Annotated in this window: 29 protein-coding genes; 15 read left to right on the top strand and 14 right to left on the bottom strand. The window is 67.0% G+C overall.

The features are described from left to right. Positions 1-20 precede the first annotated feature (20 nt). Positions 21-761, bottom strand: a complete 741-nt coding sequence (locus U5809_RS07575) for an SDR family NAD(P)-dependent oxidoreductase (protein WP_322086046.1) — start codon at positions 759-761, stop codon at positions 21-23. 115 nt (positions 762-876) lie between these two features. Here U5809_RS07575 and U5809_RS07570 point away from each other — a divergent pair, with 115 nt between their 5' ends. Beyond that, positions 877-1491 (top strand): TetR/AcrR family transcriptional regulator, encoded by a 615-nt coding sequence (locus U5809_RS07570; RefSeq protein ID WP_322086045.1) that lies wholly within the window; start codon positions 877-879, stop codon positions 1489-1491. Between the two features lie 42 nt (positions 1492-1533). Here the strand turns inward: U5809_RS07570 and eco are convergent, their stop codons facing one another. After that, a complete protein-coding gene (eco, locus tag U5809_RS07565) occupies positions 1534-2034 on the bottom strand; it encodes a serine protease inhibitor ecotin (RefSeq protein WP_322086044.1) in 501 nt (166 codons plus the stop codon). A 143-nt stretch (positions 2035-2177) separates the two neighbouring features. On the opposite strand from eco, the gene U5809_RS07560 reads away from it, so the two are divergent. Next, positions 2178-2492: a hypothetical protein gene (locus U5809_RS07560; RefSeq protein ID WP_322086043.1), complete on the top strand. Its 315-nt coding sequence runs from the start codon at positions 2178-2180 to the stop codon at positions 2490-2492. Between the two features lie 197 nt (positions 2493-2689). On the opposite strand, the gene U5809_RS07555 is transcribed toward U5809_RS07560, so the two are convergent. After that, on the bottom strand, positions 2690-3091 hold the full coding sequence (locus tag U5809_RS07555) for a hypothetical protein (RefSeq protein WP_322086042.1): 402 nt from the start codon (positions 3089-3091) through the stop codon (positions 2690-2692). A gap of 117 nt (positions 3092-3208) precedes the next feature. Here U5809_RS07555 and U5809_RS07550 point away from each other — a divergent pair, with 117 nt between their 5' ends. Further along, positions 3209-3589 (top strand): DUF5594 family protein, encoded by a 381-nt coding sequence (locus tag U5809_RS07550; protein WP_176050473.1) that lies wholly within the window; start codon positions 3209-3211, stop codon positions 3587-3589. Positions 3590-3774: 185 nt separating this feature from the next. After that, the gene (locus U5809_RS07545; RefSeq protein ID WP_322086041.1) at positions 3775-5142 is read left to right on the top strand and encodes an MFS transporter; all 1368 of its coding nucleotides are present in this window, start codon (positions 3775-3777) and stop codon (positions 5140-5142) included. A 31-nt stretch (positions 5143-5173) separates the two neighbouring features. Here the strand turns inward: U5809_RS07545 and U5809_RS07540 are convergent, their stop codons facing one another. From U5809_RS07540 to U5809_RS07530, 3 genes are all read right to left on the bottom strand, one after another. Beyond that, positions 5174-5767 carry an AAA family ATPase gene (locus U5809_RS07540; protein ID WP_322086040.1) on the bottom strand — a complete coding sequence of 198 codons (594 nt, stop codon included), beginning with the start codon at positions 5765-5767 and terminating at the stop codon, positions 5174-5176. Next, positions 5760-7181, bottom strand: coding sequence for an alpha,alpha-trehalose-phosphate synthase (UDP-forming) (otsA, locus tag U5809_RS07535; RefSeq protein WP_282505729.1), 1422 nt, complete (start codon positions 7179-7181; stop codon positions 5760-5762). The genes U5809_RS07540 and otsA overlap by 8 nt, the downstream gene beginning before the upstream one ends. Before the next feature lie 138 nt (positions 7182-7319). After that, entirely contained in the window at positions 7320-7517 is a 198-nt protein-coding gene (locus U5809_RS07530; RefSeq protein ID WP_282505730.1) for a hypothetical protein, read from the bottom strand. Positions 7518-7805: 288 nt separating this feature from the next. On the opposite strand from U5809_RS07530, the gene U5809_RS07525 reads away from it, so the two are divergent. Both U5809_RS07525 and U5809_RS07520 read left to right on the top strand, forming a co-directional pair. Then, positions 7806-8357, top strand: coding sequence for a hypothetical protein (locus U5809_RS07525; RefSeq protein WP_322086039.1), 552 nt, complete (start codon positions 7806-7808; stop codon positions 8355-8357). Continuing rightward, positions 8354-8848 (top strand): hypothetical protein, encoded by a 495-nt coding sequence (locus U5809_RS07520; protein ID WP_322086038.1) that lies wholly within the window; start codon positions 8354-8356, stop codon positions 8846-8848. The genes U5809_RS07525 and U5809_RS07520 overlap by 4 nt, the downstream gene beginning before the upstream one ends. Positions 8849-8901: 53 nt before the next feature. On the opposite strand, the gene U5809_RS07515 is transcribed toward U5809_RS07520, so the two are convergent. Then, positions 8902-10239: a nitrate/sulfonate/bicarbonate ABC transporter ATP-binding protein gene (locus tag U5809_RS07515; protein WP_322086037.1), complete on the bottom strand. Its 1338-nt coding sequence runs from the start codon at positions 10237-10239 to the stop codon at positions 8902-8904. A gap of 22 nt (positions 10240-10261) precedes the next feature. Further along, positions 10262-12019 (bottom strand): ABC transporter permease subunit, encoded by a 1758-nt coding sequence (locus U5809_RS07510; RefSeq protein WP_322086036.1) that lies wholly within the window; start codon positions 12017-12019, stop codon positions 10262-10264. Positions 12020-12451: 432 nt separating this feature from the next. Here U5809_RS07510 and U5809_RS07505 point away from each other — a divergent pair, with 432 nt between their 5' ends. Beyond that, complete coding sequence (locus tag U5809_RS07505) at positions 12452-12718, top strand: hypothetical protein (RefSeq protein WP_011545926.1); 267 nt, start codon at positions 12452-12454, stop codon at positions 12716-12718. Between the two features lie 42 nt (positions 12719-12760). On the opposite strand, the gene U5809_RS07500 is transcribed toward U5809_RS07505, so the two are convergent. Together U5809_RS07500 and U5809_RS07495 are read right to left on the bottom strand one after the other, a co-directional pair. Beyond that, complete coding sequence (locus U5809_RS07500) at positions 12761-14077, bottom strand: ATP-binding protein (RefSeq protein ID WP_282505735.1); 1317 nt, start codon at positions 14075-14077, stop codon at positions 12761-12763. Continuing rightward, positions 14061-14786, bottom strand: coding sequence for a response regulator (locus tag U5809_RS07495; RefSeq protein ID WP_006493394.1), 726 nt, complete (start codon positions 14784-14786; stop codon positions 14061-14063). The genes U5809_RS07500 and U5809_RS07495 overlap by 17 nt, the downstream gene beginning before the upstream one ends. A 224-nt stretch (positions 14787-15010) precedes the next feature. Here U5809_RS07495 and U5809_RS07490 point away from each other — a divergent pair, with 224 nt between their 5' ends. Next, positions 15011-15562, top strand: coding sequence for a periplasmic heavy metal sensor (locus U5809_RS07490; protein ID WP_322086035.1), 552 nt, complete (start codon positions 15011-15013; stop codon positions 15560-15562). Between the two features lie 69 nt (positions 15563-15631). Here U5809_RS07490 and U5809_RS07485 read toward each other — a convergent pair whose 3' ends face one another. Beyond that, entirely contained in the window at positions 15632-16330 is a 699-nt protein-coding gene (locus U5809_RS07485; protein WP_322086034.1) for a pirin family protein, read from the bottom strand. A 369-nt stretch (positions 16331-16699) separates the two neighbouring features. Here U5809_RS07485 and U5809_RS07480 point away from each other — a divergent pair, with 369 nt between their 5' ends. The 4 genes from U5809_RS07480 (at position 16700) to U5809_RS07465 (ending at position 19897) form a co-directional block, all read left to right on the top strand. Further along, complete coding sequence (locus U5809_RS07480) at positions 16700-17482, top strand: ABC transporter substrate-binding protein (RefSeq protein ID WP_176050605.1); 783 nt, start codon at positions 16700-16702, stop codon at positions 17480-17482. 217 nt (positions 17483-17699) lie between these two features. Beyond that, complete coding sequence (locus U5809_RS07475; protein ID WP_021158491.1) at positions 17700-18389, top strand: ABC transporter permease; 690 nt, start codon at positions 17700-17702, stop codon at positions 18387-18389. Beyond that, positions 18386-19099 (top strand): ABC transporter permease, encoded by a 714-nt coding sequence (locus U5809_RS07470; protein ID WP_282505738.1) that lies wholly within the window; start codon positions 18386-18388, stop codon positions 19097-19099. The genes U5809_RS07475 and U5809_RS07470 overlap by 4 nt, the downstream gene beginning before the upstream one ends. 18 nt (positions 19100-19117) lie before the next feature. Next, positions 19118-19897, top strand: a complete 780-nt coding sequence (locus U5809_RS07465) for an ABC transporter ATP-binding protein (protein WP_282505739.1) — start codon at positions 19118-19120, stop codon at positions 19895-19897. 54 nt (positions 19898-19951) lie between these two features. Here U5809_RS07465 and U5809_RS07460 read toward each other — a convergent pair whose 3' ends face one another. Next, complete coding sequence (locus U5809_RS07460) at positions 19952-20449, bottom strand: GNAT family N-acetyltransferase (RefSeq protein ID WP_322086033.1); 498 nt, start codon at positions 20447-20449, stop codon at positions 19952-19954. 133 nt (positions 20450-20582) lie between these two features. On the opposite strand from U5809_RS07460, the gene U5809_RS07455 reads away from it, so the two are divergent. Continuing rightward, complete coding sequence (locus U5809_RS07455; protein WP_322086032.1) at positions 20583-21509, top strand: LysR family transcriptional regulator; 927 nt, start codon at positions 20583-20585, stop codon at positions 21507-21509. A 557-nt stretch (positions 21510-22066) separates the two neighbouring features. Continuing rightward, positions 22067-23146, top strand: a complete 1080-nt coding sequence (locus U5809_RS07450; RefSeq protein ID WP_322086031.1) for a porin — start codon at positions 22067-22069, stop codon at positions 23144-23146. 136 nt (positions 23147-23282) lie between these two features. On the opposite strand, the gene U5809_RS07445 is transcribed toward U5809_RS07450, so the two are convergent. Next, entirely contained in the window at positions 23283-23621 is a 339-nt protein-coding gene (locus U5809_RS07445; protein WP_006398637.1) for a P-II family nitrogen regulator, read from the bottom strand. Between the two features lie 83 nt (positions 23622-23704). Then, positions 23705-25423, bottom strand: a complete 1719-nt coding sequence (locus tag U5809_RS07440; RefSeq protein WP_322086030.1) for an NAD+ synthase — start codon at positions 25421-25423, stop codon at positions 23705-23707. Between the two features lie 109 nt (positions 25424-25532). Here U5809_RS07440 and U5809_RS07435 point away from each other — a divergent pair, with 109 nt between their 5' ends. Then, on the top strand, positions 25533-26711 hold the full coding sequence (locus U5809_RS07435) for a GNAT family N-acetyltransferase (protein WP_322086029.1): 1179 nt from the start codon (positions 25533-25535) through the stop codon (positions 26709-26711). The last annotated feature ends 43 nt before the right edge of the window (positions 26712-26754 follow it).

Genomic DNA, 26754 nt, shown 5'->3' with positions numbered 1-26754 from the left:
ATCACGCCGGGCGTCGGACCTTACGCGTTCGCACCGCCGTCGATCGTCAGGCCGGTGCCATTGATCGATCGCCCTTCCGGCCCGACGACGAACGCCACGAGCGCCGCGACGTCGTCGGCCTTGCCGTACTGCGGAATCGCCATCCGCGATCGCTGCGCACCGGCATGTTCGCCATCGGCCGGATTCATATCGGTATCCGTCGAGCCCGGGTGCACGATATTCACCGTGATGCCGCGCGAGCCGAGATCGCGCGCGAGCCCCTGCGTCCAGCCGATCAGCGCGGCCTTGCTCGCTGCATAGAGGCTCATCCCCGCATCGGGCACGCGCGTCGCGAGGCAACTGCCGGTCGATACGATCCGCCCGCCCTCCCCGAGATGCCGCGCCGCCGCCTGCGACGCGACGATCACCGCGCGCACGTTCACGTTCAGCGTTGCGTCGATATCGTCGAGCGTGAGGTCGTCGAGCGTGCCGGCCCGGAAAATCCCCGCGTTGTTGACGAGGATGTCGAGTCCGCCGAATGCCTCCGCGGCACGGTCGACCGCGTCACGCACCGCAACCGGATCGGCGCTGTCGGCCTGGATGGCGACGGCCTGGCGGCCCAGCGCCTCGATGCTCGCGACGACCGCCTGCGCCCGCTCGGCCGATTTTTCGTAGGTGATTGCAACGTCCGCGCCATCGGCCGCCAGCCGTTTCGCGATTGCCGCGCCAATGCCGCGGCTGCCGCCCGTGATGAGTGCACGCTTGCCCTGAAGTCGGTTCATGTCGGTTCCTTTCCTCATTTATGTAACGACCGACACAGAATGTGGCAAGTTGCGCGCCACAGTCAATTGATTTATTTTATCGATCGATACAGAAATCGACGAAGGGACGGATGCAATGGCTGAACGGGGCCGACCGAGAAGCTTCGACAAGGAAGCGGCGCTGGATCGCGCGATGGAGGTGTTCTGGCGCCTCGGCTATGAGGGGGCGTCGATGACCGACCTGACGACCGCGATGGGCATCGCGTCGCCGAGCCTGTATGCGGCGTTCGGCAGCAAGGAAGCGTTGTTCCGGCAGGCGCTCGAGCACTACGGCGCAACGGAGGGACGGGAACTCTGGGGAGGCGTCGAACGGGCGGACAGCGCACACGACGCCGTGCAGAACTATCTGATGGATACGGCGCGTGTGTTCACGCGGCGCTCGAAGCCGGCCGGCTGTCTGGTCGTGTTGTCGGCGTTGCATCCGGCCGAACGGTCCGATACGGTCCGGCAAACGCTGATTGCGATGCGCGAGGGCACGGTCGAGGCGCTGCGGAAGCGCCTCCGGCAAGGCATCGCGACCGGCGAGATCGCGGCGGACGCGAACCTCGATGCGATCGCGCGGTACTACGTGACAGTCCAGCAGGGCATGTCGATCCAGGCGCGCGACGGTGCGAGCCGACGCGATCTGGAGGCCATCGCGCAAGCCGCGCTGGCCGCATGGCCGGCGCTCGTCGGCGCGCGCGGCGCCTAACCGAATAACGACGCGGCCGTGCGCGGCCGCGCCGGCGCATCGTTACTGCTTCGCCGCGTGCTGCACGTCCTTCGACGCATGCCACACGCGATAGCGCACCTCGAAACCGTCCGGCACATAGACGACGAGCGGCAGGCGGCTGTTGTAGCGCAGCAGCTGGCCGTCGCCGCGTACCTGCACGAAGCGTTGCTGCGGCGCCTGGCCCGGGCACGCCATCAGCGTCGAGGCCGGCCCCTTCACGTCGGTGAGCTGGTAGTACGTATAGCCCCAGCCCTTCACGTCCTCGGCGGTGAGCTCGCCGCCGAACCACTGCTGGTTGCAATCGGTCTGCAGCGTCTTGCCGATCATCAGCTCGACGCGCGCATCGCCTTCGTTCTCGAGCGCGGGCAGCCCGATCACGACGCGCTGCTGGCCGGCCGCCGCCTGCGGAAACATCTTGATCGACTCCGCCGGCACGGCGGGCGCCGATGCGGGGCTCGCCACACACGCGGCGGCAGTCGTGACGCAGAAAGCGGCCAGCACGGCCCGGATCGCGAATTTCATCGATGTGCTCCTGAAAAACAAATGAGCCCCGGATGCTAACACTTTCGCATCAGGCCCTTACGGAGCTGTAATTTGCAGACACAATTGCAAACAGTCGCCGGCTCCCGTGCGCGGTACTTATACGGCAACCAACGGAGAACATCATGCTGAAGCTCATTGCTGCCGCCGGCGTCGCGACCTTGCTGGCCGGCTGCGTCGTCGCCCCGGACGCCGGATACGGCTACGGGCAGCCCTACTATTCCGATCCCGGCTACGCATACGCACCGTCCCCCGTGTACGGCACGGTCAACATCTGGGGCGGTGGCGGCGGGCGCGACTGGGATCGCGGCCGGCGCGACTACCACCGTTGGGACGGCGATCGCGGCAATCGCGGCAACGGCTGGGGACGCGGCGGGCACCGCGGCGACTGGAACGATGGCGGCGGGCGCGGTGACGGCGGTGGCGGCCATCGCCACTGACGCGCAATTGCAACCGTTTGTATCCGGGCACGGCCCGTCGATGGCCGGTCGTGCGTCAAGCAGACGAACGGACGGCCGCACAAAAGCAAAGGCCCTCGCATGAAGCGAGGGCCTTTTGTCGTCCGGTCCTGCGATATGAATGTCGGCAAGTATCGGGCTGCCGGCACCCTGCCCATTCAGGTGTCACGCGCCTCCGCTTACCAGCCGGCCGGCTGCGCGTAGCCGCCCTGCACCGGCGCACCGCACACATACGCACGCTGGTAGCGGTCGTAGCAATAGTTCGGGCCTTCGTCCTGGTACTGCGCCTGCTGATAGGTCGGATACGCAGGCTGCTGGTATGCCGGCGCCTGGTAGTACGTCGGCGGCTGATAGGCCGGTGCCTGGTACACGGGCGCCTGATACGCGACGGGCGGACTCATCGCGGACGTCACGATCGCGCCCAGCACCGCGCCGCCGATCAAGGCGCCGATGACTGCGCCGCCGTCGCGGCCATGCGCGGACGCCGGCCCCGCGATGGCGAGCGAACCGGCGAGGACACACACTGCGGCAATCTTTTTCATGATGGACTCCCACGCGAAGTGGTACTGGATGCGATGCATTGTGGCTGCACGCGGCCGTAATAGATGCAGCAAGTGGTAACGCGCGATTACCGGTATCGCACCCACCGGAACGTCGCGCCGCCGTGCTACGATTTTCGGCATACAGGAGACGCCTTCATGCAGCCCGAAACCGCCCGCCGTTTCGATACCGAATTCGCGCCGCGCATCGCGCAGGCAATCGCCGCCTTCTTCGCCGAGCACGTGCTGACCGACGTCGTGCCATACGGCGGCCACGGGCATCCGACGCGCGTGCAGATCCGCAGCGCGCCGCACGAGCATGTGAGCGGCTTCGAGCATCCGCTGAACCTCGAGCTGACCTGGGATACCGACGAGATCGAGCGGTTGATGGCGCCGGACGGCCCGCAGCGCTTCGAGCACTACCTGGCCGCGCTGCCGAAAAAGCTGGGGGCGTGGCAGGGTGCGCGGGACATCGATCTCGCGTCGCGTACGCAGGCCGACCCGCTCGTGCGGCTCGGCGGTCTCGACTTCGAAGGCTGAGTGCCCGCTCCGGCCGGCAGCCGCGCGTGCCGGCGTCGCGTCACGCGGCCCGGTGATACACTCGACCGGCCCCGTTCCGGTGCAGCCGCGCCGGCCGGTCCGTTCATCGCCGCCTCCACCCTCCCGCATGGTTGCGCACGCAACCGGCAACCGGGCGTGCGGACAACCCTGCTCTAGCTCCCGTCATGAACGCCGATACCGGCCTGCCGCTTCCGCAACGTTACTGGGCGATCGTCTGCGTCGCGCTGGGCATCACGCTCGCCGTGCTCGACGGCGCGATCGCGAACGTCGCGTTGCCGACGATCGCACGCGACCTGCACGCGTCCGACGCCGCATCGATCTGGATCGTCAACGCCTACCAGCTCGCGGTCACGATCACGCTGCTGCCGCTCGCGTCGCTCGGCGAGCGCATCGGCTATCGCCGCATCTACATCGCCGGGCTCGCGCTGTTCACCGCGGCCTCGCTCGGCTGCGCGCTCGCCGGCTCGCTGCCGATGCTGGCCGTGATGCGCGTGATCCAGGGGTTCGGCGCGGCCGGCATCATGAGCGTCAACGCGGCACTCGTGCGGATGATCTACCCGTCGTCGATGCTCGGGCGCGGGCTGTCGATCAATGCGATGGTCGTCGCGCTGTCGTCGGCGATCGGGCCGACGGTCGCGTCCGCGATCCTGTCGTTCGCGTCGTGGCCCTGGCTGTTCGCGGTCAACGTGCCGATCGGCATCGCCGCGGTTCTCGGCAGCCTGCGTGCGCTGCCGTCCAACCCGCTGCACGACGCGCCGTACGATTTCCCGAGCGCGCTGATGAACGCGTGCGTGTTCGGCCTGCTGATCACGGCCGTCGACGGGCTCGGGCACGGCGAAGGCCACGCGTATGTCGCGGCCGAACTGGCGGTGGCGTTCGTCGTCGGCTACTTCTTCGTGAAGCGCCAGCTGTCGCAGCCGGCGCCGCTTTTGCCCGTCGACCTGATGCGCATCCCGATGTTCGCGCTGTCGATCTACACGTCGATGGCATCGTTCACGTCGCAGATGCTCGCCTTCGTCGCGCTGCCGTTCTGGCTGCAGAACTCGCTCGGCTTCTCGCAGGTCGAGACGGGCCTCTACATGACGCCGTGGCCACTCGTGATCGTGTTCGCCGCGCCGCTTGCAGGCGTGCTGTCGGACCGCTATTCGGCCGGTATCCTCGGCGGGATCGGGCTTGCTCTGTTCGCGGCCGGGCTGCTGTCGCTCGCAACGATCGGCGCGCATCCGGGCACCGTCGACATCGTGTGGCGGATGGCGCTGTGCGGCGCGGGCTTCGGGCTGTTCCAGTCGCCGAACAACCGCGCGATGCTGTCGTCGGCGCCGCGCGAGCGCAGCGGCGGTGCGGGCGGCATGCTGAGCACCGCGCGCCTGACCGGCCAGACACTCGGCGCCGCGCTGGTGGCGTTGATTTTCGGGCTGTCGCCGGATCGCGGGCCGACGATTGCGCTCTACGTCGCCACGGCCTTCGCGGCGGTGGCGGCCGTCGTGAGCATGCTGCGCATCACGTCGCCACGGCCGGACGCAGCGACCTGACGCCGCCGCGCGTCGGCACACGCGACGCGCGTCACGCGGCGTCGAGCGCGTCCATCACGAAACGCACGCGCGCCTTCACGCTCACGCGCGGCAACTCGATCAGCCGGTATCCATACGACGTGTAGCAGTCGACCATCGCATCGTAGGTCCGCTCGGCTTCCGCGAAATCCTGCCGGCGCTCCGTGTCCTGCGCATAGATCTCGGGCCACGGCGGGGCGATGAACACGCGCCGGTGATAGCGGAAACGGCGGGCCGCGGCTTCCGCATGCGCGGGTACCGCCAGCCCGGTCAGCCGCAGGTAGCCGACTACGTCCGGCACGCCGCGATCGAAGAACACGGGCCCGCGCGCCTGCCGCGCGAGGTGGTACGAACGCATCTCCCAACTCAGCATCAGCTCGGCGAACGCGGCCGGGTCGCGCCACGGCAGCGCGACGCCGTCGATGGCCATCTGGTCGCGGATCACGCCGCGCCCGGCCTCCTGCGAACGCGCAAAACCGGCGCGCTCGAGCGCATCGAGCAAGGTGCTCTTGCCCGAACCCGGGCCGCCCGTCACGACGAAGAAACGGCCGACGGCGTCGTCCGCCGCCTCGTCCCCGGCGCCCGCGCCCGATGCGAATTCACGCATGCGCAACCCGCCGGCCCGCACGTTGCGTGACCGACGCTACCGCCGCGACACTGCGCAAGTCCGCGACGAACGTGTCGCGCCAGACCGACAGGTCGTTTTCACGGAGCCGCGCGAGGTTCTCCTCATGACGCGCCTGCCGCTCCGCGAGCGGCATCGACAGCGCACGTTCGAGCGCCTCGGCCATCTGCGACAGGTCGTACGGATTGACGAGCAGCGCGCCGGTCAGCTCGGCCGCCGCACCGGCGAACTCCGACAGCACGAGCACGCCCGGATCGGCCGGATCCTGCGACGCGACGTACTCCTTCGCGACGAGATTCATCCCGTCGCGCAGCGGCGTCACGTAGCCGACCTGCGACATCCGGAAGAACGCCATCAGCAGGTTGCGCTCGTACTTGCGGTTCAGGTACTGGATCGGCGTCCAGTCGAGTTGCGAGAAACGGCCGTTGATGCGGCCGGCTTCGCCTTCGAGCGTTTCGCGAATGTCCTGGTAGGTCTGCACATCCGAACGCGTCGGCGGCGCGATCTGCAACAGCGACACGCGCCCCTGCCAGCCCGGCGCGTTCGCGAGCATCCGCTCGAACGACTGGAAGCGCTCGACGAGCCCCTTCGAGTAATCGAGACGATCGACACTCATCACGAGCTTGCGGCCGTCGAGCGCCTCGCGCAGCATCTTCACCGGTTTGCGCGTGCCGTACTGGACGGCCGCCTGCGCGATCGCGTCGGGATGCACGCCGATCGGATAGGCGGCGACCTTCACGACGCGACCGTGCGCGTGCAGCATCCCGTCGTCGCTTGCCGCGCCGATCCCGCGCCGTTCGATGTAGTCGGTGAATGCCTGCTTGTCGGCCTCGGTCTGAAAGCCCGCGATGTCGTACGCGCACATGAACTTCACGAGTTCCTCATGCGGCGGCACGAGGCGCAGCATGTCGGGCGACGGAAACGGGATGTGCAGGAAAAAGCCGATCGGGTTCTTCACGCCGAGCTCGCGCAGGTAATGCGCGAACGGCAGCAGATGGTAGTCGTGCACCCAGATCAGGTCGTCGGGCCGCAGCAGCGCGGCAAGCTGCTTCGCAAGCATCGCGTTCACGCGCAGATAACCGGCGTACTCCTGACGATCGAAGCGCGCGAGATCGCCGCGGTAATGGAACACCGGCCACAGCGTCGCGTTCGAGAAACCGCGATAGTACTGATCGTAGTCACGCCGGGTCAGCCCGACCGTCGCATACGTGACGTTGCCGTCCCGCTGGATCGTCGGTTCGGCGTCGGGCGTACCGCCGATCTCGCCGTTCCAGCCGAACCAGACGCCACCGCTTTCCTTCAGCGCATCCATCACGCCGACGGCCAGGCCGCCCGCGCTCGGGCGCGTGTCTTCGCCGGCGGCGACACGGTTCGATACCACGATCAATCTGCTCATGCGGCTTCCCCTCCTCGATTCGATTGGCGGGCGCGCGACGCGCACCCAAGCGGACACGGCTGCCAGAAGGCGGCCGCGCGTCGGCTCAGTTCCGAGAAATGCAATGAAATACGGCGATGGAATGCGGCGACGACGGCGTCAAGCGTCCTGCTCCTGACCGAGGTCGCGTTGATAGTCGAGCCCTTCCGGGCGAGCGCCGCCCTGGTTGTGATCACCGTCGGACGGCGTCTCGTCGGGCGCGCCGGCAGGCGGTGCCGATGGCGCGTCGGTCTGCGGACGCGGGCGATCCGCCCCCGCGTCAGGTGGCCGGTGTGACAACCGTTTTGAACGACGCATGGCTGGGTGTCTCATGTGCGGCGCGGCTCGAGGCCGTCGAAGAAACATTCCATAACAAAACAGTCTAGGTCGGTTCCTTGCACGCCGAGGTAACAATTACCTTCAATTTGTAACGTTTCGACCCCTCGTCAATCATCTATCCGACAATAGCGCCGCGCGTAGGCGCGCGAGATGCCGGCCGGCGATTTGTCAAAGCTTTGCAGTTTTCCTATGACAATTGCGAAACAATGATGCGGCATCAGGGCGTGCATGCGCCGCCGCTCACCCAGACAGGACTTGCACTCAGGGATGAACATTCGTTTCGAATCGCCGCGTCGGGCCATGCCGGCGCGCGTCGTGCTGGCCGTCATCGCCACGGCCTCACTGCTGTCAGGCTGCAACTCGCTGTACAGCGAAGGCGCGACAGCCGGCGCCGGTATCGCGGGCGCCGCGATCGCTTCCAAGGTCACGAACAACGCTGCTGTCGCGACGGGTATCGGCCTCGGCGCCGTGGCCGGCGCGCGGGCCGGCGTCCAGTACTCGCAGCGCGTCGCACACCGTTACACACAGGAACAGATCGCGAAGGCGGCCGGTCCGCTCGACGTGGGCGGCGTCGCGCCGTGGTCGACGCACCACTCGTTCCCGATCGAGGACGACGAACAGGGCCGCGTGACGGTCAGCCGGATGATCAGCGTCGGCCCGCTCGACTGCAAGGAAATCGTGTTCGCGGTCGACACGCCCGCGAAACCCGACAAGGCCGCGCAGTCGGCGTTCTACGTTGCCACCCTCTGCCGCGACGGCCCCGTGTGGAAATGGGCGTCGGCCGAGCCGGCGACCGAACGCTGGGGCGCGCTGCAATGAGCGTCGCGATCCGTCTCGCGGCCATCGGCGCACTGTGCGCGGCGACGGCCGCGCTGTCGGGCTGCGGCTCGGTCGGCGCGGCGAGCGGCGCGCTGGCCGGCGCGGCGACGGGCCTCGTCACCGCGAACCCGGCGGTCGGCGTCGGCGTCGGGATCGCCGTGCAGGCCGCGACCGACGAGGCCGTCAACCGCACGATGAAGCAGCTCCATCAGAACCAGCAGGACGCGATCGCGAAAACCGCGGGCAGCCTGGCCGTCGGCGAAGTGAAGCCGTGGAAGGTGAAGAACACGCTGCCGCTGGAGAACGGCGAAGGCGAAGTGCGCGTCACGCGTGCGTACGCGTCGGCGCTCGCGATATGCAAGGAATTCGCGTTTTCGGTGAAGGACGGCGACAAGGCCAACTGGTATTTCGCGAATGCGTGCCAGCAAGGCACCCACTGGAAGTGGGCGTCGGCGGAACCGGCGGTCGACCGGTGGGGGAATTTGCAGTAACCGTGCGATGCGCGGTGCATGCGAATGCCGGGCCGACGGCCCGGCATCGTCGATCAGGACTCGACGTCCTCGAGACTGAAGATCTCGGTCTGGTCGTTGTACGAGAAGATCTCGCCGTAACGGCCCCAGTCGATCACCGCGTCGAGCGTTTCCTCGGCCGCGCCGTCGGACAGGAAATCCTCCAGCTCCTGCTCGAAGCGCACGCGCGGCGCGCGATGGCCCGGACGCTCGTTCAGCACCTTCTTGATCCGTGCCGCGAGCGGCACGTGCTTCAGCAGGTGATCGGCGAACATCAGCTTGCGCTCCTGCGTACCGAATTCCGCAAACACGCGCCCCGGCGGCGTCAGGAACACGTCGCCTTCGCGCACGTCCGCGAAACCGAGGTACTGCAGCACTTCGGCGATCGGGAACAGGTCGTCCACTTCCAGATGCAGCGTACGCGCGATTTCCGGCATGTCCGCACGGCCATGGTACGGCGCCATCGCGAGCGTTTCGATCAGGCCGGCCATCAGGTTGGTCGACACCTGCGGCAGCCAGCTGCCGAGTTCGAGCCCCTTCTTCGTCGCCTCGTTGGTCTGGCGCGCCGTCATCTTCGCGTAGATGTCGTCGACCAGCTTGCGGAACGCCGGGTCGAGACGGTTGCGCGGATGCTTGAACGGCACCTTGATCTCGGCGATCACGCGGCCCGGGTTCGACGACAGCACGAGGATCCGGTCGCACATGAACACGGCTTCCTCGATGTTGTGCGTGACGATCAGCACCGACTTGATCGGCATGCGGCCTTGCGTCCACAGGTCGAGCAGGTCGGTACGCAGCGTCTCGGCCGTCAGCACGTCGAGTGCCGAGAACGGCTCGTCCATCAGCAGGATCGTCGGGTCGACGACGAGCGCGCGCGCAAAACCCACGCGCTGGCGCATGCCGCCCGACAGCTCGCGCGGATACGCGTTCTCGAAGCCGTCGAGACCGATCAGGTCGATCGCGGCGAGCGCACGCTCGCGCCGCTCGCGTGCGCCGACGCCCAGCGCTTCGAGGCCGGCTTCCACGTTCTGCAACACGGTCAGCCACGGGAACAGCGCGAAGGTCTGGAACACCATCGCGACGCCTTCGGCCGGGCCGCTCAGCGGCTTGCCGAGGTAGGTCACTTCCCCGCCGGTCGGCTCGATCAGGCCGGCGATGATGCGCAGCAGCGTCGACTTGCCCGAGCCGGACCGGCCGAGCAGGCCGACGATCTCGCCTTCGCGCAGCGACAGGTTCGCGTCGTCGAGCACGAGCAGCTCGCCCTGCGTCTTGTTGAAGCCGCGGCAGACGTGATCGACCCGCAGGATTTCCTCACCGAGGCGCGGCGGCTGGGACGTCTGGACGGGGGCGTTTACAGCATTCGGATTGTGCATCGCGTTTCGCTCTCAATCAGTCTCAGTCGAGCCGCAGCTTCGCTTCGGCGAAGGCATACAGCGGGCGCCACAGCAGGCGGTTGAACAGGGTGACGAACAGGGACATCACGGCGATGCCCAGGATGATCTTCGGGAAATCGCCGGCAGCCGTGGTCTGTGCGATGTACGCGCCGAGGCCGTGCGCCTCGATCTTGGTGTTGCCCCACTGGACGGCTTCCGACACGATGCTCGCGTTCCACGCGCCGCCCGACGCGGTGATCGCGCCGGTCACGTAGTACGGGAAAATGCCGGGCAGGATCGCCTGCCGCCACCACTGCCAGCCGCGGATGCGGAAATTCGTCGCCGCTTCGCGATAGTCGTTCGGGTAGGACGTTGCACCGGCAATCACGTTGAACAGGATATACCACTGCGTGCCGAGCACGATCAGCGGCGACAGCCAGATGTCCGGGTTCAGGTGAAAGCGCGCGATCACGATCACGAACACCGGGAACAGCAGGTTGGCCGGGAACGCGGCGAGGAACTGCGCGAGCGGCTGCAGCTTCTCGGCCAGCCTCGGGCGCAGCCCGACCCACACGCCGATCGGCACCCAGATCACGGATGCGATCGCGATCAGCACGACCACGCGCAGCAGCGTGATGAGCCCGAGCACGATCACGTGGCCGACCTCGGCCATCGTCACGCCGGTCGACACGAAGCTGATGACGCGCCACACGATATAGGCCGTGCCGATCAGCACGAGGATCGCCCACGTGATGTCGACGGTGCGCGACGCCTTCTTCTCGACACGCGGCAGCGAAAAACGCATCGCGCCCGACAGCGGCAGGCGCAGCGGAATCCGTGCGGCCTTCGCGAACAACCAGCCGGCCGGCACGAGCAACTGATGAATCAGGCGCGTGCGGCGCACGAGGTCGAGCAGCCAGGATTGCGGTGCATCGCCCGACGCGGTGTTCTCCATCCGGAACTTGTCGGCCCACGCGATGAGCGGGCGGAACAGCAACTGGTCGTACGCGAGGATCACGACCGTCATCGTGACGATCACCCAGCCGATCGCCCCAAGGTTCTTGTCCGAGATCGCCTGTGCGAGATACGCACCGATGCCCGGCAGCGTGATCGTCTGGTTGCCGACGGTGATCGCCTCCGACGCGACGACGAAGAACCAGCCGCCCGACATCGACATCATCATGTTCCAGATCAGGCCCGGCATCGAGAACGGTACTTCGAGCTTCCAGAAGCGCTGCCACGACGTCAGGTGGAAACCGCGCGACACTTCGTCCAGATCGCGCGGCACCGTGCGCAGCGACTGATAGAAGCTGAACGTCATGTTCCAGGCCTGCGCGGTGAAAATCGCGAAGATCGCCGCGAGCTCCGCGCCGAGCACGCGGCTCGGGAACAACGCGAGGAAGAACGTGACGGTAAACGAGATGAAGCCGAGCACCGGCACCGACTGCAGGATGTCCAGGATCGGGATCAGCACCATGCCCGCGCGACGGCTCTTGGCCGCGAGCGTGCCGTAGACGAGCGTGAACACGAGCGACGCGACCATTGCCGCGAGCATCCGCAGCGTGGTCCGCAACGCGTATTCGGGCAGGCTCGACGGATCGAGCGAGATCTTCTGCGTCTGCAGCGTCCCGATCGGCGCCATCGTTTCGTGGAAACCGACGACCGCCATCGCGATCAGGCAGATGATCAGCGGAAACGCGATGAAGTCCCACCGGTTCGGCAGAACGCGCCACGCGGACGCGTTGGCGGTCCGGTTCGGATTGAAGAATCCGACGTCCATCAGGCGCCCTCCCCGGTAAGGCCGAACGAAGCCGGCAGTCGATGTTGATTCATGGCAAAGCGCTCGGGCGCGGTAATTCGATTGACTGACGATCTCGCGCACGCGCGATGCGCCGTGCGTGCAAGCTGCACCCGCGCACCCGGGCGAGTCGGCCCGCGACCGCACGACACTACACCAACCTGTATTTCAGGTACAACCGTCCGGGGGCGGCGCACGGATCGTGCCCGACGCGCGGACGGCCGGCCGGTGCAACCCGGCCTGAGTCCTTCGGCCGGCAGCAGGCCCGAATTATGCCGTGATCCGGCCCGGCCGGGAACCCGCCAGCCGCACACGGGCGCAATCCGTGTCCGGCGTCACGAGCCGGATGTGGCGAAGCGGGTATGATCGGGGCTAGCCCCCTTGGGGATCGATCGACGAGCGGGAGGAAAGGGAATGGCAGGAAACTTGGTGATCGTCTGCCGCGATCAGGATGCCGACGCGTTCTACGAACTGATGCAGGAGTATGGGTCGTTCCAGACGCGGCTGTCGTCGACGGCATGGTACCTGAACATGAACGTCGTGCCGGAATCGCTGCAGGAGGAAATCCTGGAGCGCCTCGGCCGGTATACGACCGTCTACATCTTCGAGGCCACCACCGTGACCTACAACACCATCGACAGCAACGCGGCCGAGACGCTCGGCACGCTGTTCGGCGAATGATGCCGCGCGGCGCCCGCCCCGCCGGGCAGGCGCCGCAGCCGCTTACGCGGCCTGTGCGTGGGGTTCGTCCTTCGGCACCACTTCGAACGGGAATGTCATCGCAACGCGCAGGCCGCCTTCGGGGCGGTTGCCGATGTCGCATGCCCCGCCCAGCCTGAGCACCAGCCGCTCGACGATCGCGAGCCCGAGCCCGCTGTGGCCATTCCCGCCGCGCGCGGGGTCGAGCCGCACGAACGGCCGCGTCGCGGCCGCCAGATCGCGCGGCGCAATCCCGCCGCCGCTGTCGCTGACCGACAACACATAGCCGGTCGGCGTGCGCGCCGTCTCGACGATCACCGGCGGCGCGCCATACGCATGCGCGTTGTCCAGCAGGTTCGACAGGATCCGGTCGAGCGTGGCCGTCGGCAGCCGGAAGCCCGGATCGGCGTCGAGCTGCGTCTGGACCGTCGGCGCGTTCGGTGCGACCGCGCGATAGCTGCGTGCGATCCGCTCGCAAGCCTGGTCGACCGACACCGGTTCGCTGCGGTCGGACCCGCCGTGCGCGAACACCAGGAACTGGTCGACGATGTGCGACATCGAGTCGACATCGCGCACGACACCGTCGCGCAACCGCGCGTCGTCCATCATTTCCGCCCGCAGGCGCATCCGCGCGAGCGGCGTGCGCAGGTCGTGCGCAACGCCCGCCAGCATCACCGCGCGATCGCTCTCGGCCTGCGACACCTGCTCCACCATCTGGTTGAAGCCGTGCGTGAGCTGGCGCAGCTCGCGCGGGCCGCGCTCGCGCAGCGGCGGCACCGGCTGCCCGCGGCCGAAACGCGCAACCGCGCGCGCGAGCGAGCGCAACGGCTGCTGCAGCTGCCAGGCCGCGAACAGCGCGGCGATCACGCCGGCCGAGAAGATCGTGCCGAGCCACAGCAGCATCCGGTCGAGCGAGCGCGGCGGCCGCAGCGGCTGCACGGGCACCACGATCCAGTTACGGTCGGCCGGCTCCTTCACCCACAGCACGGGCGGATGGCCGGGTGCGCCGATCTCGACCTGCGTGCCGGGCGGCATGCGGTCGCTTACGTCGTCGCGAAAACGCTTGAGCGGCGGCGGCAGCCCCGAATCGCCGCCCTTCGGTATGTCGGCGCTGCCCGGCGCGACGAGCCGCACGCGCGACGGCAGCGGCTGGTCCGGCGTGCGCGCGACGTGCTGGCGCACCGCGTCGACGAGGAAGGTGGCCTCCTCGACCGCATAACGCGTCTGCATCTGGTTGCGCTCGAGCCGCATCGCGAAGAACCACGCGAAGTGCGACAGGAGCAGGACACCGATGACGAGCAGCGCCAGCCGCCCGAACAGTGAATCAATGGGTTTGCGCATGAGCCTCGCCGTCGGGCACGAACACGTAGCCGCGCCCGCGCACCGTCTGGATGAAGCGCGGCGTCGACGGATCCGTCTCGAGGATACGGCGCAGGCGCCACACCTGGACGTCGATGCCGCGGTCGGTACCGTCGTACTCGGGCCCGTGCAGCAGCTCGAGCAGCCGCTCGCGCGTGAGCGTGCGCAGCGCATGGTTCACGAAGATCTTCAGCAGCGCGAATTCGCTGCTCGACAGCGTGGCCGGCTTGCCGTCGACCGACAGCGTGCGCGCCTGGAAGTCGAGCAGGAAGCGGCCGAACGCGAACGGCTCGCGCTGTTCGGGCGCGGCCGCCGACGGCGTCGCACGGCGACGGCGCAGCACGGCCTGCACGCGCGCGAGCAGCTCGCGCGGGTTGAACGGCTTGCCGAGGTAGTCGTCCGCGCCGAGTTCGAGCCCGACGATGCGGTCGACGTCGTCCGCCCGCGCGGTCAGCATGATCACGGGGATGTCGTCGCCGGCCGCGCGCAACTGGCGCAGCGCGGTCAGGCCGTCCACGCCCGGCATCATCAGGTCCAGCACGATCAGGTCGGGCCGCTCGCGCTCGAGGCGCTTCTCGAGCGTCGCCGCGTCGTGCAGCACGGACACTTCCATCCCCTGGCGCACGAGATAGTCGCGCAGCAGGTCTCGGAGTTCTTGGTCGTCGTCGACGATGAGGATCTGGGTAGTCATGGCTCGAAGTTTACCGCGCGAGGGCGGAGTCGAAGAACGAAACAAAGGGACGAAAGGGTTACTGCGAGTTACCGCGCAAGGGAACTGTAATGCGCGGTAATCGGGCCGCCGCCCCACGTAACACCGGCCGGAGCCTGCATCGCTAACCTGCGTCTTACCGGATGCGGTACCCGACTTTCCCGGCACCGCATCGCCGGACCCTTTGGATACAAGGAGTTTCTGAAATGTATAAGAAGACTTCCCGCGTGGCCATCGCGGCCGCCACCGTGCTCGCTCTCGCATTCGGCGCTGCGCATGCCGCGCAGCCCAACAACATGCCGCCTCCGGGCGGCCCCGGCATGCACCAGATGCACGGCGGGCATGAAGGCGGCCCGTTCGGCGCCGTCATGAAACTGCACGACCAGCTGAAGCTCAACGCGTCGCAGGAGCAGCAATGGCAGGCTGCCGTCAACACGATGAAGCAGAACCATGACGCGATGCGCAAGAGCCACGAGCAGATGCGCGAGCAGTTCAAGGCGCAGCAGAACCAGCCGATCCTCGACCTGAGCGCGATGCATTCGGCCCGCCAGCAGGCCGAGGCGCAGAACGCGCAACTGCGCGAGCAGACTACCGCCGCATGGCTCACGTTCTACAACGGGTTGAACGACCAGCAGAAGACGATGGTCAGCACGGCGCTCAAGCAGCAGTTCGCCAAGATGGAGCAGCGCCACGAGAAGATGAAGGAGCGCTGGGAGCAGCATCGCGCCGCCAAGGGCGCATCGGCGCCGGCGCAGTAAGCCGGCTGGCCGCTCCGCGGAGCGGCGCCGAAGGGGACGCGGGCACCGGCCCGCGTCCCTTTTTTCGTTTCAGGCGACGTCGAACAACAGCACCTCGGCCGCCCGGCCGCGCGCGAACGCCACTGCGTCCACGCCGCCGATCCGCGCGCCGTCGCCGGCGGCCAGCGCGCGGCCGTTGACCTCGACGTCGCCGCGCACCACATGCACGTAGGTGCTGCGCCCGGCACGCACATCGAACGTCGCCGCCTCGTCGCCGTCGATCAGCCCCGCGAAGATGCGGGCGTCCGCACGCATCGACAGCGCGCCGTCGCCGGCATCCGGCGCCGCGACGAGCCGCAGCCGGCCGCGTTTCTCGTCGTCGGCGAAATGCCGTTCCTCGTAGCCGGGCCGCTCGCCCCGCCCGGCCGGCTGCAGCCAGATCTGCAGCAGATGCAGCGGACGGTCGCGCGACGGGTTGGTTTCGCTGTGCACGAGCCCCGTGCCGGCGCTCATCCGCTGGATGCCGCCGGCGCGGACGATCGCGCCGCAGCCAAGGCTGTCGCGGTGCGCAAGCGTGCCGTCCAGCACGTAGGTCACGATCTCCACGTCGCGTCGCTGCTGCATCCCGAACCCGCGCGTCGGCGCGATCAGGTCCTCGCTCAGCACGTGCAGTGCGCCGAGCGGCGGATACCCGTTCGCGCCGCGGCCAGCGGACGAAAAGCTGTGACTCGATTCGAGCCAGCCGTGGCGCGTGTGGCAGCGATCTTCGGCGCGGCGGATCTGGAACATGGCGCGGACACTCCGGGGGCAGGATTCTTTCTTCGTTCGGGTTTACCTCGACTGTAGGGGGACACCGAACGCGCCACAATCCGCCGCCGGCGCACCGCATCGTTGCACCTGCGAGCCCAATCGCCAGACTATTCGTTGCGAATGCCACTATTGCCGCAACAACCAAATCGAAGAATCGATCGATCGCGCCGGATTGCCGTTTTCCAGGTATCGCGTTCGGGTAAAATACCGCCCTTTTGGCGTTCGCCGTTCCGGCGGCCGCCAACGCCCAAGCGCCGTTCGGCGAATTTTGGCCGTCTAGAATACGCCGCGGCGCCCGGTACGACCGGCCGCGAGCGCCCCCGGAAAGTCAGCAACAGAAGGATGGAAATGAAGAAGGCCGCCCTGTGCGCCGCCCTCGCCCTCGTGGCGGGCAGCGCCTTCGCGAAGGAGTGGAAGACCGTGCGGATCGGTGTCGATGCCAGCTACCCGCCGTTCGAGTCGACCGCGCCGAGCGGCGAGATCGTCGGTTTCGACGTCGATCTCACCAAGGAAATCTGCAAGCGAATCAACGTGAAATGCGTGTGGGTGGCGCAGGATCTCGACGGAATCATCCCGGCGCTGAAGGCCAAGAAGTACGACGTCATCGTGTCGTCGCTGACCGTCACGGACAAGCGCCGCGAGCAGATCGACTTCTCCGACAAGGTGTACGACGCACCGGCGCGAATGATCGCGAAGACCGGCTCGCCGCTGCTGCCGACGGTCGCGTCGCTGAAGGGCAAGCGCGTCGGCGTCGAGCAGGGCTCGACGCAGGAAACCTACGCGAAGGCGTACTGGGAACCGCAGGGCGTGACGATCATTCCTTACCAGAACCAGGACCAGGTCTATGCCGATCTCGGCTCGGGCCGCCTCGATGCGACGCTGCAGGACGAGCTGCAGGCCGACTACGGCTTCCTGCGCACGCCGCGCGGCAAGGGCTTCGCGTTCGCCGGGCCGGAAGTGAAGGATCCGAAGACGATCGGCGACGGCACCGCAATCGGTCTGCGCAAGGACGATACGGACCTGAAGCTCAAGATCAACAAGGCGCTGGCCGACATGCACAAGGACGGCACGTACGACCGGCTGTCGCACAAGTACTTCTCGTTCAGCGTCTATTCGGCTTCGGCCCGCTGAGCGCCGACAAGAAGAAGCAACGGATGCGGGGGCGGCCCCGTATCCGCGCAGTACTGGCAGTCAACCACGCGCCGCCCGCCCCCTTGCCCGCCGCTCGCGCGACGGGCTCGCCCGGCACCGTTGCCGGGGCGGACGGTCATGATACGCACGGGGCGTTCCGCGCAACTTGGCGGGCGCGTCTTTCGCGGCGCACTGCGTGCGCCGTCAAGGACCACATATGTTTCTACAAGGTTACGGCCCGCTGATCCTCGCTGGCACCTGGCAAACCGTCAAACTGGCGGTGCTTTCGCTCGCGCTGTCGTTCCTGCTGGGGCTGCTCGGCGCAGGCGCGAAGCTGTCGCGCAACCGCTTCACGAACGGCGTCGGCACCGTCTACACGACGCTGATCCGCGGCGTACCCGACCTCGTGCTGATGCTCCTGCTGTTCTACAGCCTGCAGATCTGGCTGAACATGGCGACCGACGCACTGGGCTGGGACCAGATCGACATCGACCCGTTCCTCGCCGGCGTGCTCGTGCTCGGCTTCATCTACGGCGCGTACTTCACCGAGACCTTCCGCGGCGCATTCCTGTCGGTCCCGCGCGGCCAGCTCGAGGCCGGCAGCGCATACGGGATGACGAACTGGCAGGTGTTCACGCGGATCATGTTCCCGCAGATGATGCGCTTCGCGCTGCCGGGCATCGGCAACAACTGGCAGGTGCTCGTGAAATCGACCGCGCTCGTGTCGATCATCGGCCTGGCCGACGTCGTGAAGGCATCGCAGGACGCCGGCAAGGGCACGCTGCGGTTCTTCTTCTTCACGCTGATCGCGGGTGCGGTCTACCTCGCCATCACGACGATCTCGAACTTCGTGCTGATGTGGCTCGAAAAGCGCTACTCGACCGGTGTCCGCAAGGCTGACCTATGATCGAACTCATCCAAGAATACTGGCGCAACTATCTCTACACCGACGGCTATCGCATCACCGGTGTCGCGATCACGCTGTGGCTGCTGGTCGTGTCGATCGGCCTCGGCTTCTGCCTGTCGGTGCCGCTCGCGGTCGCGCGCGTGTCGAAGAAGAAGTGGCTGTCGAGCGCCGTGTGGCTGTACACGTACGTATTCCGCGGCACGCCGCTCTACGTGCAGCTGCTGCTCTGCTACACGGGCCTCTACAGCCTGCAGGCCGTGCGCGGCACGCCGATGCTCGACGCGTTCTTCCGCGACGGGATGCACTGCACGCTGCTCGCGTTCACGCTGAACACCTGCGCGTACACCACCGAGATTTTCGCGGGCGCGATCAAGGCGACTTCGTACGGCGAGATCGAAGCCGCGCGCGCGTACGGGATGTCCACGTTCACGATGTATCGCCGCGTGATCCTGCCGTCGGCGCTGCGCCGCGCGCTGCCGCTGTACAGCAACGAAGTGATCCTGATGCTGCATGCGACGACGGTGGCCTTCACCGCGACCGTACCGGACATCCTGAAGATCGCGCGCGACGTCAACTCGGCGACCTACATGTCGTTCCATGCGTTCGGCATCGCCGCCCTGCTCTACCTCGTGATCTCGTTCACGCTCGTGTGGCTGTTCCGCCAGGCCGAGCGTCGCTGGCTCGCGTATCTGCGCCCGCAAGGCAAGTAAGTTTTCGCAGGACTATTGATGAATTCCCAGACTCAGAAGCTTTTCGTCGACGATCTGCACAAGCGGTACGGCGACAACGAGGTGCTCAAGGGCGTATCGCTGAAGGCGAACTCGGGCGACGTGATCAGCGTGATCGGCTCGTCCGGCTCCGGCAAGAGCACGATGCTGCGCTGTATCAACTTCCTCGAGCAGCCGAATGCGGGCCGCATCTTCGTCGACGGCGAGGAAGTGCGCACCGCGCTCGACAAGACGGGCGCGCTGCGCGCGGCCGATACGAAACAGCTCCAGCGCGTGCGCACCAAGCTGTCGATGGTGTTCCAGCACTTCAATCTCTGGTCGCACATGAACGTGCTCGAGAACGTGATGGAAGCGCCCGTGAACGTGCTCGGCATCCCGAAGAAGGAAGCCGAGGACCGCGCACGCGAATATCTCGAGAAGGTCGGCCTCGCGCCGCGCGTCGAGAAGCAGTATCCGTCGCACCTGTCGGGCGGCCAGCAGCAGCGCGTCGCGATCGCGCGCGCGCTCGCGATGCATCCGGACGTGATGCTGTTCGACGAGCCGACATCGGCGCTCGACCCGGAACTCGTCGGCGAAGTGCTGAAGGTGATGCAGAAGCTCGCCGAGGAAGGCCGCACGATGATCGTCGTCACGCACGAGATGGGCTTCGCGCGCAACGTGTCGAACCACGTGATGTTCCTGCACCAGGGCCGCGTCGAGGAAGAAGGCGTGCCGTCCGAGGTGTTCGGCAACCCGAAGAGCGAACGCCTGCGCGGGTTCCTGTCGGGCAGCCTCAAGTAACACGCACGAAACGCACGACGTTCGAACGGGCGCCCCGCGGCGCCCGTTTTGCGTTTACGCGGCGCTCACCGGCGCGCTGTCGGCGAACGCGCGCAGTTCGTCGCCCGCCAGCCGGTAACGCACCCATTCGCTCTGCGGCGCCGCGCCGACGCTCTCGTAGAAGCGGATCGCCGGCTCGTTCCAGTCGAGCACGCTCCATTCGAAGCGACCGCAGCCCGACTCGACCGCGATCCGCGCGAGCCTCTTCAGCAGCCGCAGCCCGGCGCCCGCACCGCGAAAACGCGGCGATACGTACAGATCCTCGAGATACAGCCCCTGCCGCGCGAGCCAGGTCGAATACGAGAAGAAATAGATGGCGAAGCCGGCCGGCTCGCCGTCGACCTCGCAGATCAGCGCGCGCGCCGGCGCCCCTTCGCCGAACAGGCTGCGCTCGAGCGACGCGGGCGTCGCGATCACTTCGTGCTCCGCCTTCTCGTAGACGGCCAGCTCGGTAATGAAACGCAGGATCAGCGGCACATCGGCAACAGTGGCGGAACGGATATCGATTTGCACGGGTTGAGCCCTCCTCCGGCCCGGACTTGAAACGGAAAGCGGCGCCGCGCAGCCGCGCTGGCGCCGATCAAACCGTCATGCTACGTTCACGTCGTTCCTGCAGGAAGTGCAGTTTCTTCATCCGGACCTGAACATGATGCATCCCGACCTGCGCCGTCTCGACCTGAACCTGTTGCTCGTGTTCGACGCGCTGTACCGCCACCGGTCGGTCGCGGCGGCCGCGCACGAGCTTGCCTTGAGCCCGTCCGCGTTGAGCCACGCGCTCGCGCGGCTGCGCGACGCGATCGGCGACGCGCTGTTCGTGCGCCTCGGCAACGAGATGCAGCCGACCGTGCGCGCCGACGACATCGCCACGTGGGCCGGCGACGCGCTCGACGCGATGTCGAAGGGGCTCGCCCGCGCACGCCGCTTCGATCCCGCGCACAGCGACCGCACGTTCGTGTTCGCCGCGACCGACTACACGGCGTTCGCGGTGCTGCCGGCGTTCCTCGCGCGGATCCAGCACGTCGCGCCGCAGTTGCGGATCCGCGTCGTGCATTCCGACCGGAAGATTTCCGTCGACGAGCTCGCGGCCGGCCGTATCGACTTCGCGCTCGGCTATCACGAGGAATCGGCGGCCGACGCGCCGGGCATCGAGGATTTCGACTGGTTCTCCGACGACTACGTCGTGATCGCAAGCGCCGCGCATCCGGCGATCCGCCGGCGGCTGACGCTCGATCATTACCTGGCCGCCCGCCACGTGGTCGTCACGCCGTGGAACGAGTCGCGTGGCGTGGTCGACTACGTGCTCGACCGGCTCGGCCTCGCGCGGCACGTGGCCGTGCAGTTGCCGACCGTGCTGGCCGCGCCGTTCGTGATCGCGGAATCCGAATTGCTGATGACCGTGCCGAACCGCGCCGCGCAAGCGCTGCGGCACGCGGCGCCGATCCGCATCTTTCCGGCGCCGTTCGAGATTCCGCGCTACACGATAAAGGTCTACTCGCACGCGAAGCATGCGCGCACCGATGCGCACCGCTGGATTCGCGCGCAGTTGCTCGACGCACGGCCGGGCCCGGGCTAGGTTCCGCGCGATCGGGCCGCGCGCCTTGTCCGACGGGCGTTTCAGGCGCCGGCCAGCGGCTGCCGAAACCGCTCAAATCATTACGAAATACTTACCAATTTAGCGACTTTCGCGCCTACGCCCGCGCTCCGGCAGCGTCAATAGTGGCAATCCTTGACCCATGTTCGCGGAATTCATGTCTCCCTTGCGTGACAAGGGTTTTCCGTTAATTGCTAACCCTCGGTGCACCCGTTGCGCACCGTGTTGCATGGCAATTTGGCGACAGCTGTTAGTCAAACAACGATTTCCATCGCCACAAAATTGTATTTTTGCTAAATTAGTAACCAAAGTAGCAAAACGAAGTTCGTGAAATGTAGTTTAGCTTCACGACACTACAAGGAGACCCCGCAGGCCGACCCGGCTGCGCGGGACCGCTCAACGGTTTTCCGTCCGCTTGCCCGCGTGCTGCGCTTACCGGCCCTGCACGAGGTCTCCCTGGTTATCCCGCTTTTGCCCGGCGCTCGCGCTCCGGGCATCTCGTGCAGTCTGGGTTGACTTTTTGACAGGGTATGGAGGAGATGATGAAGAAAGCTTTGGTCGCGGCCGCGCTGATGGCTGCTGGGGTGGTGACGGCGCACGCGCAGAGCAGCGTCACGCTGTATGGCCGCCTGGATGCAGGCATCGAGTACATGAACGGCCTGCAAAACGGCCACCAAGTGCGCGCGGAAAGCGGCGACTGGGGCACGAGCCTGTGGGGCTTGAAGGGTAGCGAGGACATCGGTGGCGGCAACAAGGTCCTGTTCCACCTCGAAGGCGCGTTCAACACGATGACCGGCGGCTTCAGCGGCTCGATCTGGGATCGTTTTGCGACGGTCGGTATCTCGAACGATCGCTACGGTACGCTGCTGTTGGGTCGTGAACTCGCGATCGCCAACGGCGTGTGGGACTTCGATCCGTTCGGCCAGTCGGCCTGGTCGACCGCATCGCTCGTCCGCGGCCGCAACTGGAACAAGACCAGCAACAACGTGTCGTACCAGTCGCCGCAGTTCTACGGCCTCGACTTCTACGGCCAGTTCTCGTTCTCGAACTCGACCAGCTTCAACGGCAACACGACGGCCGGCCAACCGGGCCGCGCAATGGGCGCTCAGGTTACCTACACGAACTCGCTGTTCCAGTTGCGCGGTATCTACGACGAAACGCGCGACAGCAACGGCCGCTTCTCGGACGTGTTCAACTACTCGCGTGAATACTTCGCGGGCGTGAACGTGTTCCTCGGCCAGTTCAAGGTGCAGGCGGCCTACCAGGCATCGCGCGCGGACGGCAGCGGCGGCCCGGCAGTGAACGCCGGCGTGACGGGCACCCAGCAAGTCTGGGGCGGCGTGACGTGGCAAGCCACGCCGGCAGCGGCGCTGATCGCGGCCGCTTATCACGTGAACGCGAACCACGGCGGCGGCAACGCGAACATCTACACGGTCGGCGGCTCGTACAACATCTCGAAGCGCACGCTGTTCGATCTGCAGGTCGCGACGGTGCGCAACAGCAAGAACGCGAACTTCGGCCTGAACGCCAACGGCGCAGGTACGGCCGTGTCGACGGGCAACCCGAATCCGGGCGGCAGCCAGACCGGCGTCTACGCCGGCATCCAGCACCTGTTCTGATCAGGCGCCGTCAAGGAACGATTCGACAACACTTTCCACGCTGCTGCGAGAGGCGCGTATCGGTGCGGTACCCAACCGGGTATCGCACCGTTTTTTATTGGCGGGGCCTGAAACGGCCCACTGACGAATGCGGCGCTCAGACGGCCGCTTCGTTCTCTTCGCCGGTACGGATGCGAATCACGCGCTCGACGTCCGACACGAAGATCTTGCCGTCGCCGATCTTGCCGGTACGCGCCGCGCCGATCACCGCGTCGATCACCTGGTCGACCTGCGCTTCCGCGACGACCACTTCGATCTTCATCTTCGGCAGGAAATCGACGACGTATTCGGCGCCGCGATACAACTCGGTATGGCCCTTCTGGCGGCCGAAGCCCTTCACTTCCGTCACGGTCAGGCCCGTGAGACCCACTTCGGCGAGCGCTTCGCGGACTTCGTCCAGCTTGAACGGCTTGATGATGGCGGTGATGCGTTTCATGGTGGTTGTCCCCCAATGCTCGTTTGGATGAAAAATCGCGATCCCGATTGTAAGCCTGCGAGCCGCATCCGGCCCAGCACGGCTCAATCGAGACGTTCGGTAAAACGTGACGTGATCGGGTAGCGCCAGTCGCGCCCGAATGCGCGATGCGTGACGCGGATGCCGATCGGCGCCTGACGGCGCTTGTATTCGTTGATCTTGATGAGCCGCGTCACGCGTTCGACATCGGCCTGCGCATGGCCGGCCGCGACGATCTCGGCGAGCGGCCGGTCTTCTTCCATGTACATCCGCATGATCGCGTCGAGCACGTCGTACGGCGGCAGGCTGTCCTGGTCGGTCTGGTTCTCGCGCAGCTCGGCCGACGGCGCGCGCGTCAGGATCCGCTCGGGGATCACGTCGCGCAGCGCATAGTCGGTCGCTTCGTTGCGATAGCGGCAGAGCCGGTACACGAGCGTCTTCGCGATGTCCTTGATCACCGCGAAACCGCCGGCCATGTCGCCATACAACGTGCAATAGCCAACGGCCATCTCGCTCTTGTTGCCGGTCGTCAACACGATCGAGCCGAACTTGTTCGACAGCGCCATCAGCAGCGTGCCGCGGATGCGCGCCTGGATGTTCTCCTCGGTCGCGTCTTCCGCGCGGCCCGCGAACTCGCCGGCGAGCGATGCGCGGAACGCGTCGAACATCGGCGCGATCGCGATCTCGTCGTAGCGCACGCCGACGCGCCGCGCCATCTCCGCCGCGTCGGTGGTCGAGATGTCGGCCGTGAAGCGCGACGGCATCATCACCGCGCGCACGCGCTCGGGCCCGAGCGCATCGCATGCGACAGCCAGCACCAGCGCCGAATCGACGCCGCCCGACAACCCGATCAGCACGCCGGGAAAGCCGTTCTTGCCGATGTAGTCGCGCACGCCGGTCACGAGCGCGCGGTACACCTGCGCATCCGTCGACAGCTCGGGCGCGATCGCGCCGGGCAGCGGCCGCGCGCCGTCGAATTCGACGATCGCATGGCCTTCGTCGAATTGCGGCATCTTCGCGACGAGCGCGCCCTGCGCGTCGAGCACGAACGAACCGCCGTCGAACACGAGTTCGTCCTGGCCGCCGACGAGGTTCACGTACACCATCGGCAGCCCGGTCTCGCGGATCCGCGCGCGAAGGATGTCGATGCGCACCGCTTCCTTGTTCATGTGGTACGGGGAACCGTTCGGGATCAGCAGCACCTGCGCGCCGGCCGCCTTCGCGATCTGCGCGGCCGATGCATGCCATGCGTCCTCGCAGATGATCACGCCGTATTTCACGCCGTTCAGCTCGAACACGAGCGGCTCGGCGTCCGTCGCGAAGTAGCGCTTCTCGTCGAACACCTCGGCGTTCGGCAGATCCTGCTTGCGGTAGGTGCCGACGATCTCGCCGCCGACGATCAGCGACACGGCATTGAAGGTATCGGTCGGCGGCACGCCGCGCTCGATCGGGCGGTTTGCATTACCATCGACGGCTGGCGCGCGCGCATCGCTGCCCGCCCCGCTGCCCGCACCGCGCACCGGATGGCCGACCAGCACCGCGAGCCCGTCGAACGCTTTCAGCGCGTCGGCCAAGGCGTCGAGCGCAGCGGCCGCCGCCGCGTAGAACGCGGGCCGCAGCAGCAGGTCTTCCGGTGGATAACCGGACAGCGCGAGTTCGGGCGCGACCATCAGCTGCGCACCATCGTTGTGCGCGGCGCGCGCGGCCGCGACGATCCGCGCGACGTTGCCGGCGAAATCGCCGACGGTGACGTTGATCTGGGCGAGTGCGAGTCGGGTCTTCATGGCGGGATCGGCGCAGCCAGGCGGCGCGCCCTGAACGGCTGACGAAATCGACCCGGACGCGGGCCATGGCGGCACGCATCCGGCAACATCCAACGGTACGGATTCACGCTTGAAACACGAACGCATCGATTATCGCACGGGCATCCTGTCGTCCCCCGCCGAGGTGCCGGCCGACGAATGGAACGCGCTGCTCGCCCGCGACGCGCAGCCGACGCCGTTCCTGCGCCACGAATTCCTCGACGCACTGCACGTCGCGCGCTGCGCGGTGGACGATACCGGCTGGTCGCCGCACTTCGTCACGCTGACCGACGAGCGCACCGGCCGCCTGGCGGCCGCCGCGCCCGTCTACGCGAAGCAGCATTCGTACGGCGAATACGTGTTCGACTGGGCGTGGGCCGACGCGTACCAGCGCAACGACCTGCCCTACTACCCGAAGCTGCTGTGCGCGGTGCCGTTCACGCCCGTGCAGGGCACGCGGCTGCTCGCGGCCGACGACGACGCGCGCCGCCGGCTCGCGGCCACGCTGCTCGCGTTCGCCGAGCAGAGCGACGTGTCGTCGCTGCACGTGCTGTTCCCGAGCGGCGACGAAGCGCGGCTCCTCGAATCGATGGGGATGATGCTGCGCGAAGGCGTGCAGTTCCATTGGCTCAACGACGGCTACCGCCACTTCGACGATTTCCTCGGCACTCTCGAGCAGAAGAAGCGCAAGAACATCCGCGCGGAGCGGCGCAAGGTGCACGACGCAGGCGTGACGTTCCGGCGGCTGACCGGCGATCGAATCACCGACGCCGACTGGCGCTTCTTCTCGCGCTGCTACCGGCAGACCTACCGCGAGCACTATTCGAGCCCGTACCTGAACCTCGAATTCTTCCGCACGATCGGCGCGACGATGCCCGAGAACCTGCTGCTCGTGATCGCGGAAGCCGACGGCAAGCCGATCGCGAGCGCGCTCGCCGTGTACCGGCGCGGCGAGCACGGCGGCGGCACGCTGTACGGCCGCTACTGGGGGGCGATCGAGCACGTGCCCTGCCTGCATTTCGAGACGGCCTACTACCAGTTGCTCGAATTCTGCATCGAGGCCGGGCTCGATACCTTCGAAGGCGGCGCGCAGGGCGAACACAAGCTCGCCCGCGGTTTCCTGCCGACCGTCACGCACTCGGCGCACTGGCTCGCGCACCCGGCATTTTCCGATGCGGTCGCGCGCTTTCTCGAACGCGAAACCGAACATATCCACGCGTACGTCGACGAACTGCGCGAACACGATCCGTTCCGGCGCGGCAGCGCGTAGCGTCGGCCGGCACACCGGCATGCGGCGAGGCCACGACCGGCCC

The sequence above is a fragment of the Burkholderia sp. BCC1999 genome (genome assembly GCF_905339975.1).
Classification (GTDB): Bacteria; Pseudomonadota; Gammaproteobacteria; order Burkholderiales; family Burkholderiaceae; genus Burkholderia.
This window is presented reverse-complemented; position numbering and strand designations above follow the sequence as displayed.

What these genes read in the sequence shown, in the direction of transcription:
- U5809_RS07575 (WP_322086046.1), bottom strand. Translation starts at nt 761, where the DNA reads ATGAACCGACTTCAGGGCAAGCGTGCACTCATCACGGGCGGCAGCCGC.
- U5809_RS07570 (WP_322086045.1), top strand. Translation starts at nt 877, where the DNA reads ATGGCTGAACGGGGCCGACCGAGAAGCTTCGACAAGGAAGCGGCGCTG.
- eco (WP_322086044.1), bottom strand. Translation starts at nt 2,034, where the DNA reads ATGAAATTCGCGATCCGGGCCGTGCTGGCCGCTTTCTGCGTCACGACT.
- U5809_RS07560 (WP_322086043.1), top strand. Translation starts at nt 2,178, where the DNA reads ATGCTGAAGCTCATTGCTGCCGCCGGCGTCGCGACCTTGCTGGCCGGC.
- U5809_RS07555 (WP_322086042.1), bottom strand. Translation starts at nt 3,091, where the DNA reads ATGCATCGCATCCAGTACCACTTCGCGTGGGAGTCCATCATGAAAAAG.
- U5809_RS07550 (WP_176050473.1), top strand. Translation starts at nt 3,209, where the DNA reads ATGCAGCCCGAAACCGCCCGCCGTTTCGATACCGAATTCGCGCCGCGC.
- U5809_RS07545 (WP_322086041.1), top strand. Translation starts at nt 3,775, where the DNA reads ATGAACGCCGATACCGGCCTGCCGCTTCCGCAACGTTACTGGGCGATC.
- U5809_RS07540 (WP_322086040.1), bottom strand. Translation starts at nt 5,767, where the DNA reads ATGCGTGAATTCGCATCGGGCGCGGGCGCCGGGGACGAGGCGGCGGAC.
- otsA (WP_282505729.1), bottom strand. Translation starts at nt 7,181, where the DNA reads ATGAGCAGATTGATCGTGGTATCGAACCGTGTCGCCGCCGGCGAAGAC.
- U5809_RS07530 (WP_282505730.1), bottom strand. Translation starts at nt 7,517, where the DNA reads ATGCGTCGTTCAAAACGGTTGTCACACCGGCCACCTGACGCGGGGGCG.
- U5809_RS07525 (WP_322086039.1), top strand. Translation starts at nt 7,806, where the DNA reads ATGAACATTCGTTTCGAATCGCCGCGTCGGGCCATGCCGGCGCGCGTC.
- U5809_RS07520 (WP_322086038.1), top strand. Translation starts at nt 8,354, where the DNA reads ATGAGCGTCGCGATCCGTCTCGCGGCCATCGGCGCACTGTGCGCGGCG.
- U5809_RS07515 (WP_322086037.1), bottom strand. Translation starts at nt 10,239, where the DNA reads ATGCACAATCCGAATGCTGTAAACGCCCCCGTCCAGACGTCCCAGCCG.
- U5809_RS07510 (WP_322086036.1), bottom strand. Translation starts at nt 12,019, where the DNA reads ATGGACGTCGGATTCTTCAATCCGAACCGGACCGCCAACGCGTCCGCG.
- U5809_RS07505 (WP_011545926.1), top strand. Translation starts at nt 12,452, where the DNA reads ATGGCAGGAAACTTGGTGATCGTCTGCCGCGATCAGGATGCCGACGCG.
- U5809_RS07500 (WP_282505735.1), bottom strand. Translation starts at nt 14,077, where the DNA reads ATGCGCAAACCCATTGATTCACTGTTCGGGCGGCTGGCGCTGCTCGTC.
- U5809_RS07495 (WP_006493394.1), bottom strand. Translation starts at nt 14,786, where the DNA reads ATGACTACCCAGATCCTCATCGTCGACGACGACCAAGAACTCCGAGAC.
- U5809_RS07490 (WP_322086035.1), top strand. Translation starts at nt 15,011, where the DNA reads ATGTATAAGAAGACTTCCCGCGTGGCCATCGCGGCCGCCACCGTGCTC.
- U5809_RS07485 (WP_322086034.1), bottom strand. Translation starts at nt 16,330, where the DNA reads ATGTTCCAGATCCGCCGCGCCGAAGATCGCTGCCACACGCGCCACGGC.
- U5809_RS07480 (WP_176050605.1), top strand. Translation starts at nt 16,700, where the DNA reads ATGAAGAAGGCCGCCCTGTGCGCCGCCCTCGCCCTCGTGGCGGGCAGC.
- U5809_RS07475 (WP_021158491.1), top strand. Translation starts at nt 17,700, where the DNA reads ATGTTTCTACAAGGTTACGGCCCGCTGATCCTCGCTGGCACCTGGCAA.
- U5809_RS07470 (WP_282505738.1), top strand. Translation starts at nt 18,386, where the DNA reads ATGATCGAACTCATCCAAGAATACTGGCGCAACTATCTCTACACCGAC.
- U5809_RS07465 (WP_282505739.1), top strand. Translation starts at nt 19,118, where the DNA reads ATGAATTCCCAGACTCAGAAGCTTTTCGTCGACGATCTGCACAAGCGG.
- U5809_RS07455 (WP_322086032.1), top strand. Translation starts at nt 20,583, where the DNA reads ATGATGCATCCCGACCTGCGCCGTCTCGACCTGAACCTGTTGCTCGTG.
- U5809_RS07450 (WP_322086031.1), top strand. Translation starts at nt 22,067, where the DNA reads ATGATGAAGAAAGCTTTGGTCGCGGCCGCGCTGATGGCTGCTGGGGTG.
- U5809_RS07445 (WP_006398637.1), bottom strand. Translation starts at nt 23,621, where the DNA reads ATGAAACGCATCACCGCCATCATCAAGCCGTTCAAGCTGGACGAAGTC.
- U5809_RS07440 (WP_322086030.1), bottom strand. Translation starts at nt 25,423, where the DNA reads ATGAAGACCCGACTCGCACTCGCCCAGATCAACGTCACCGTCGGCGAT.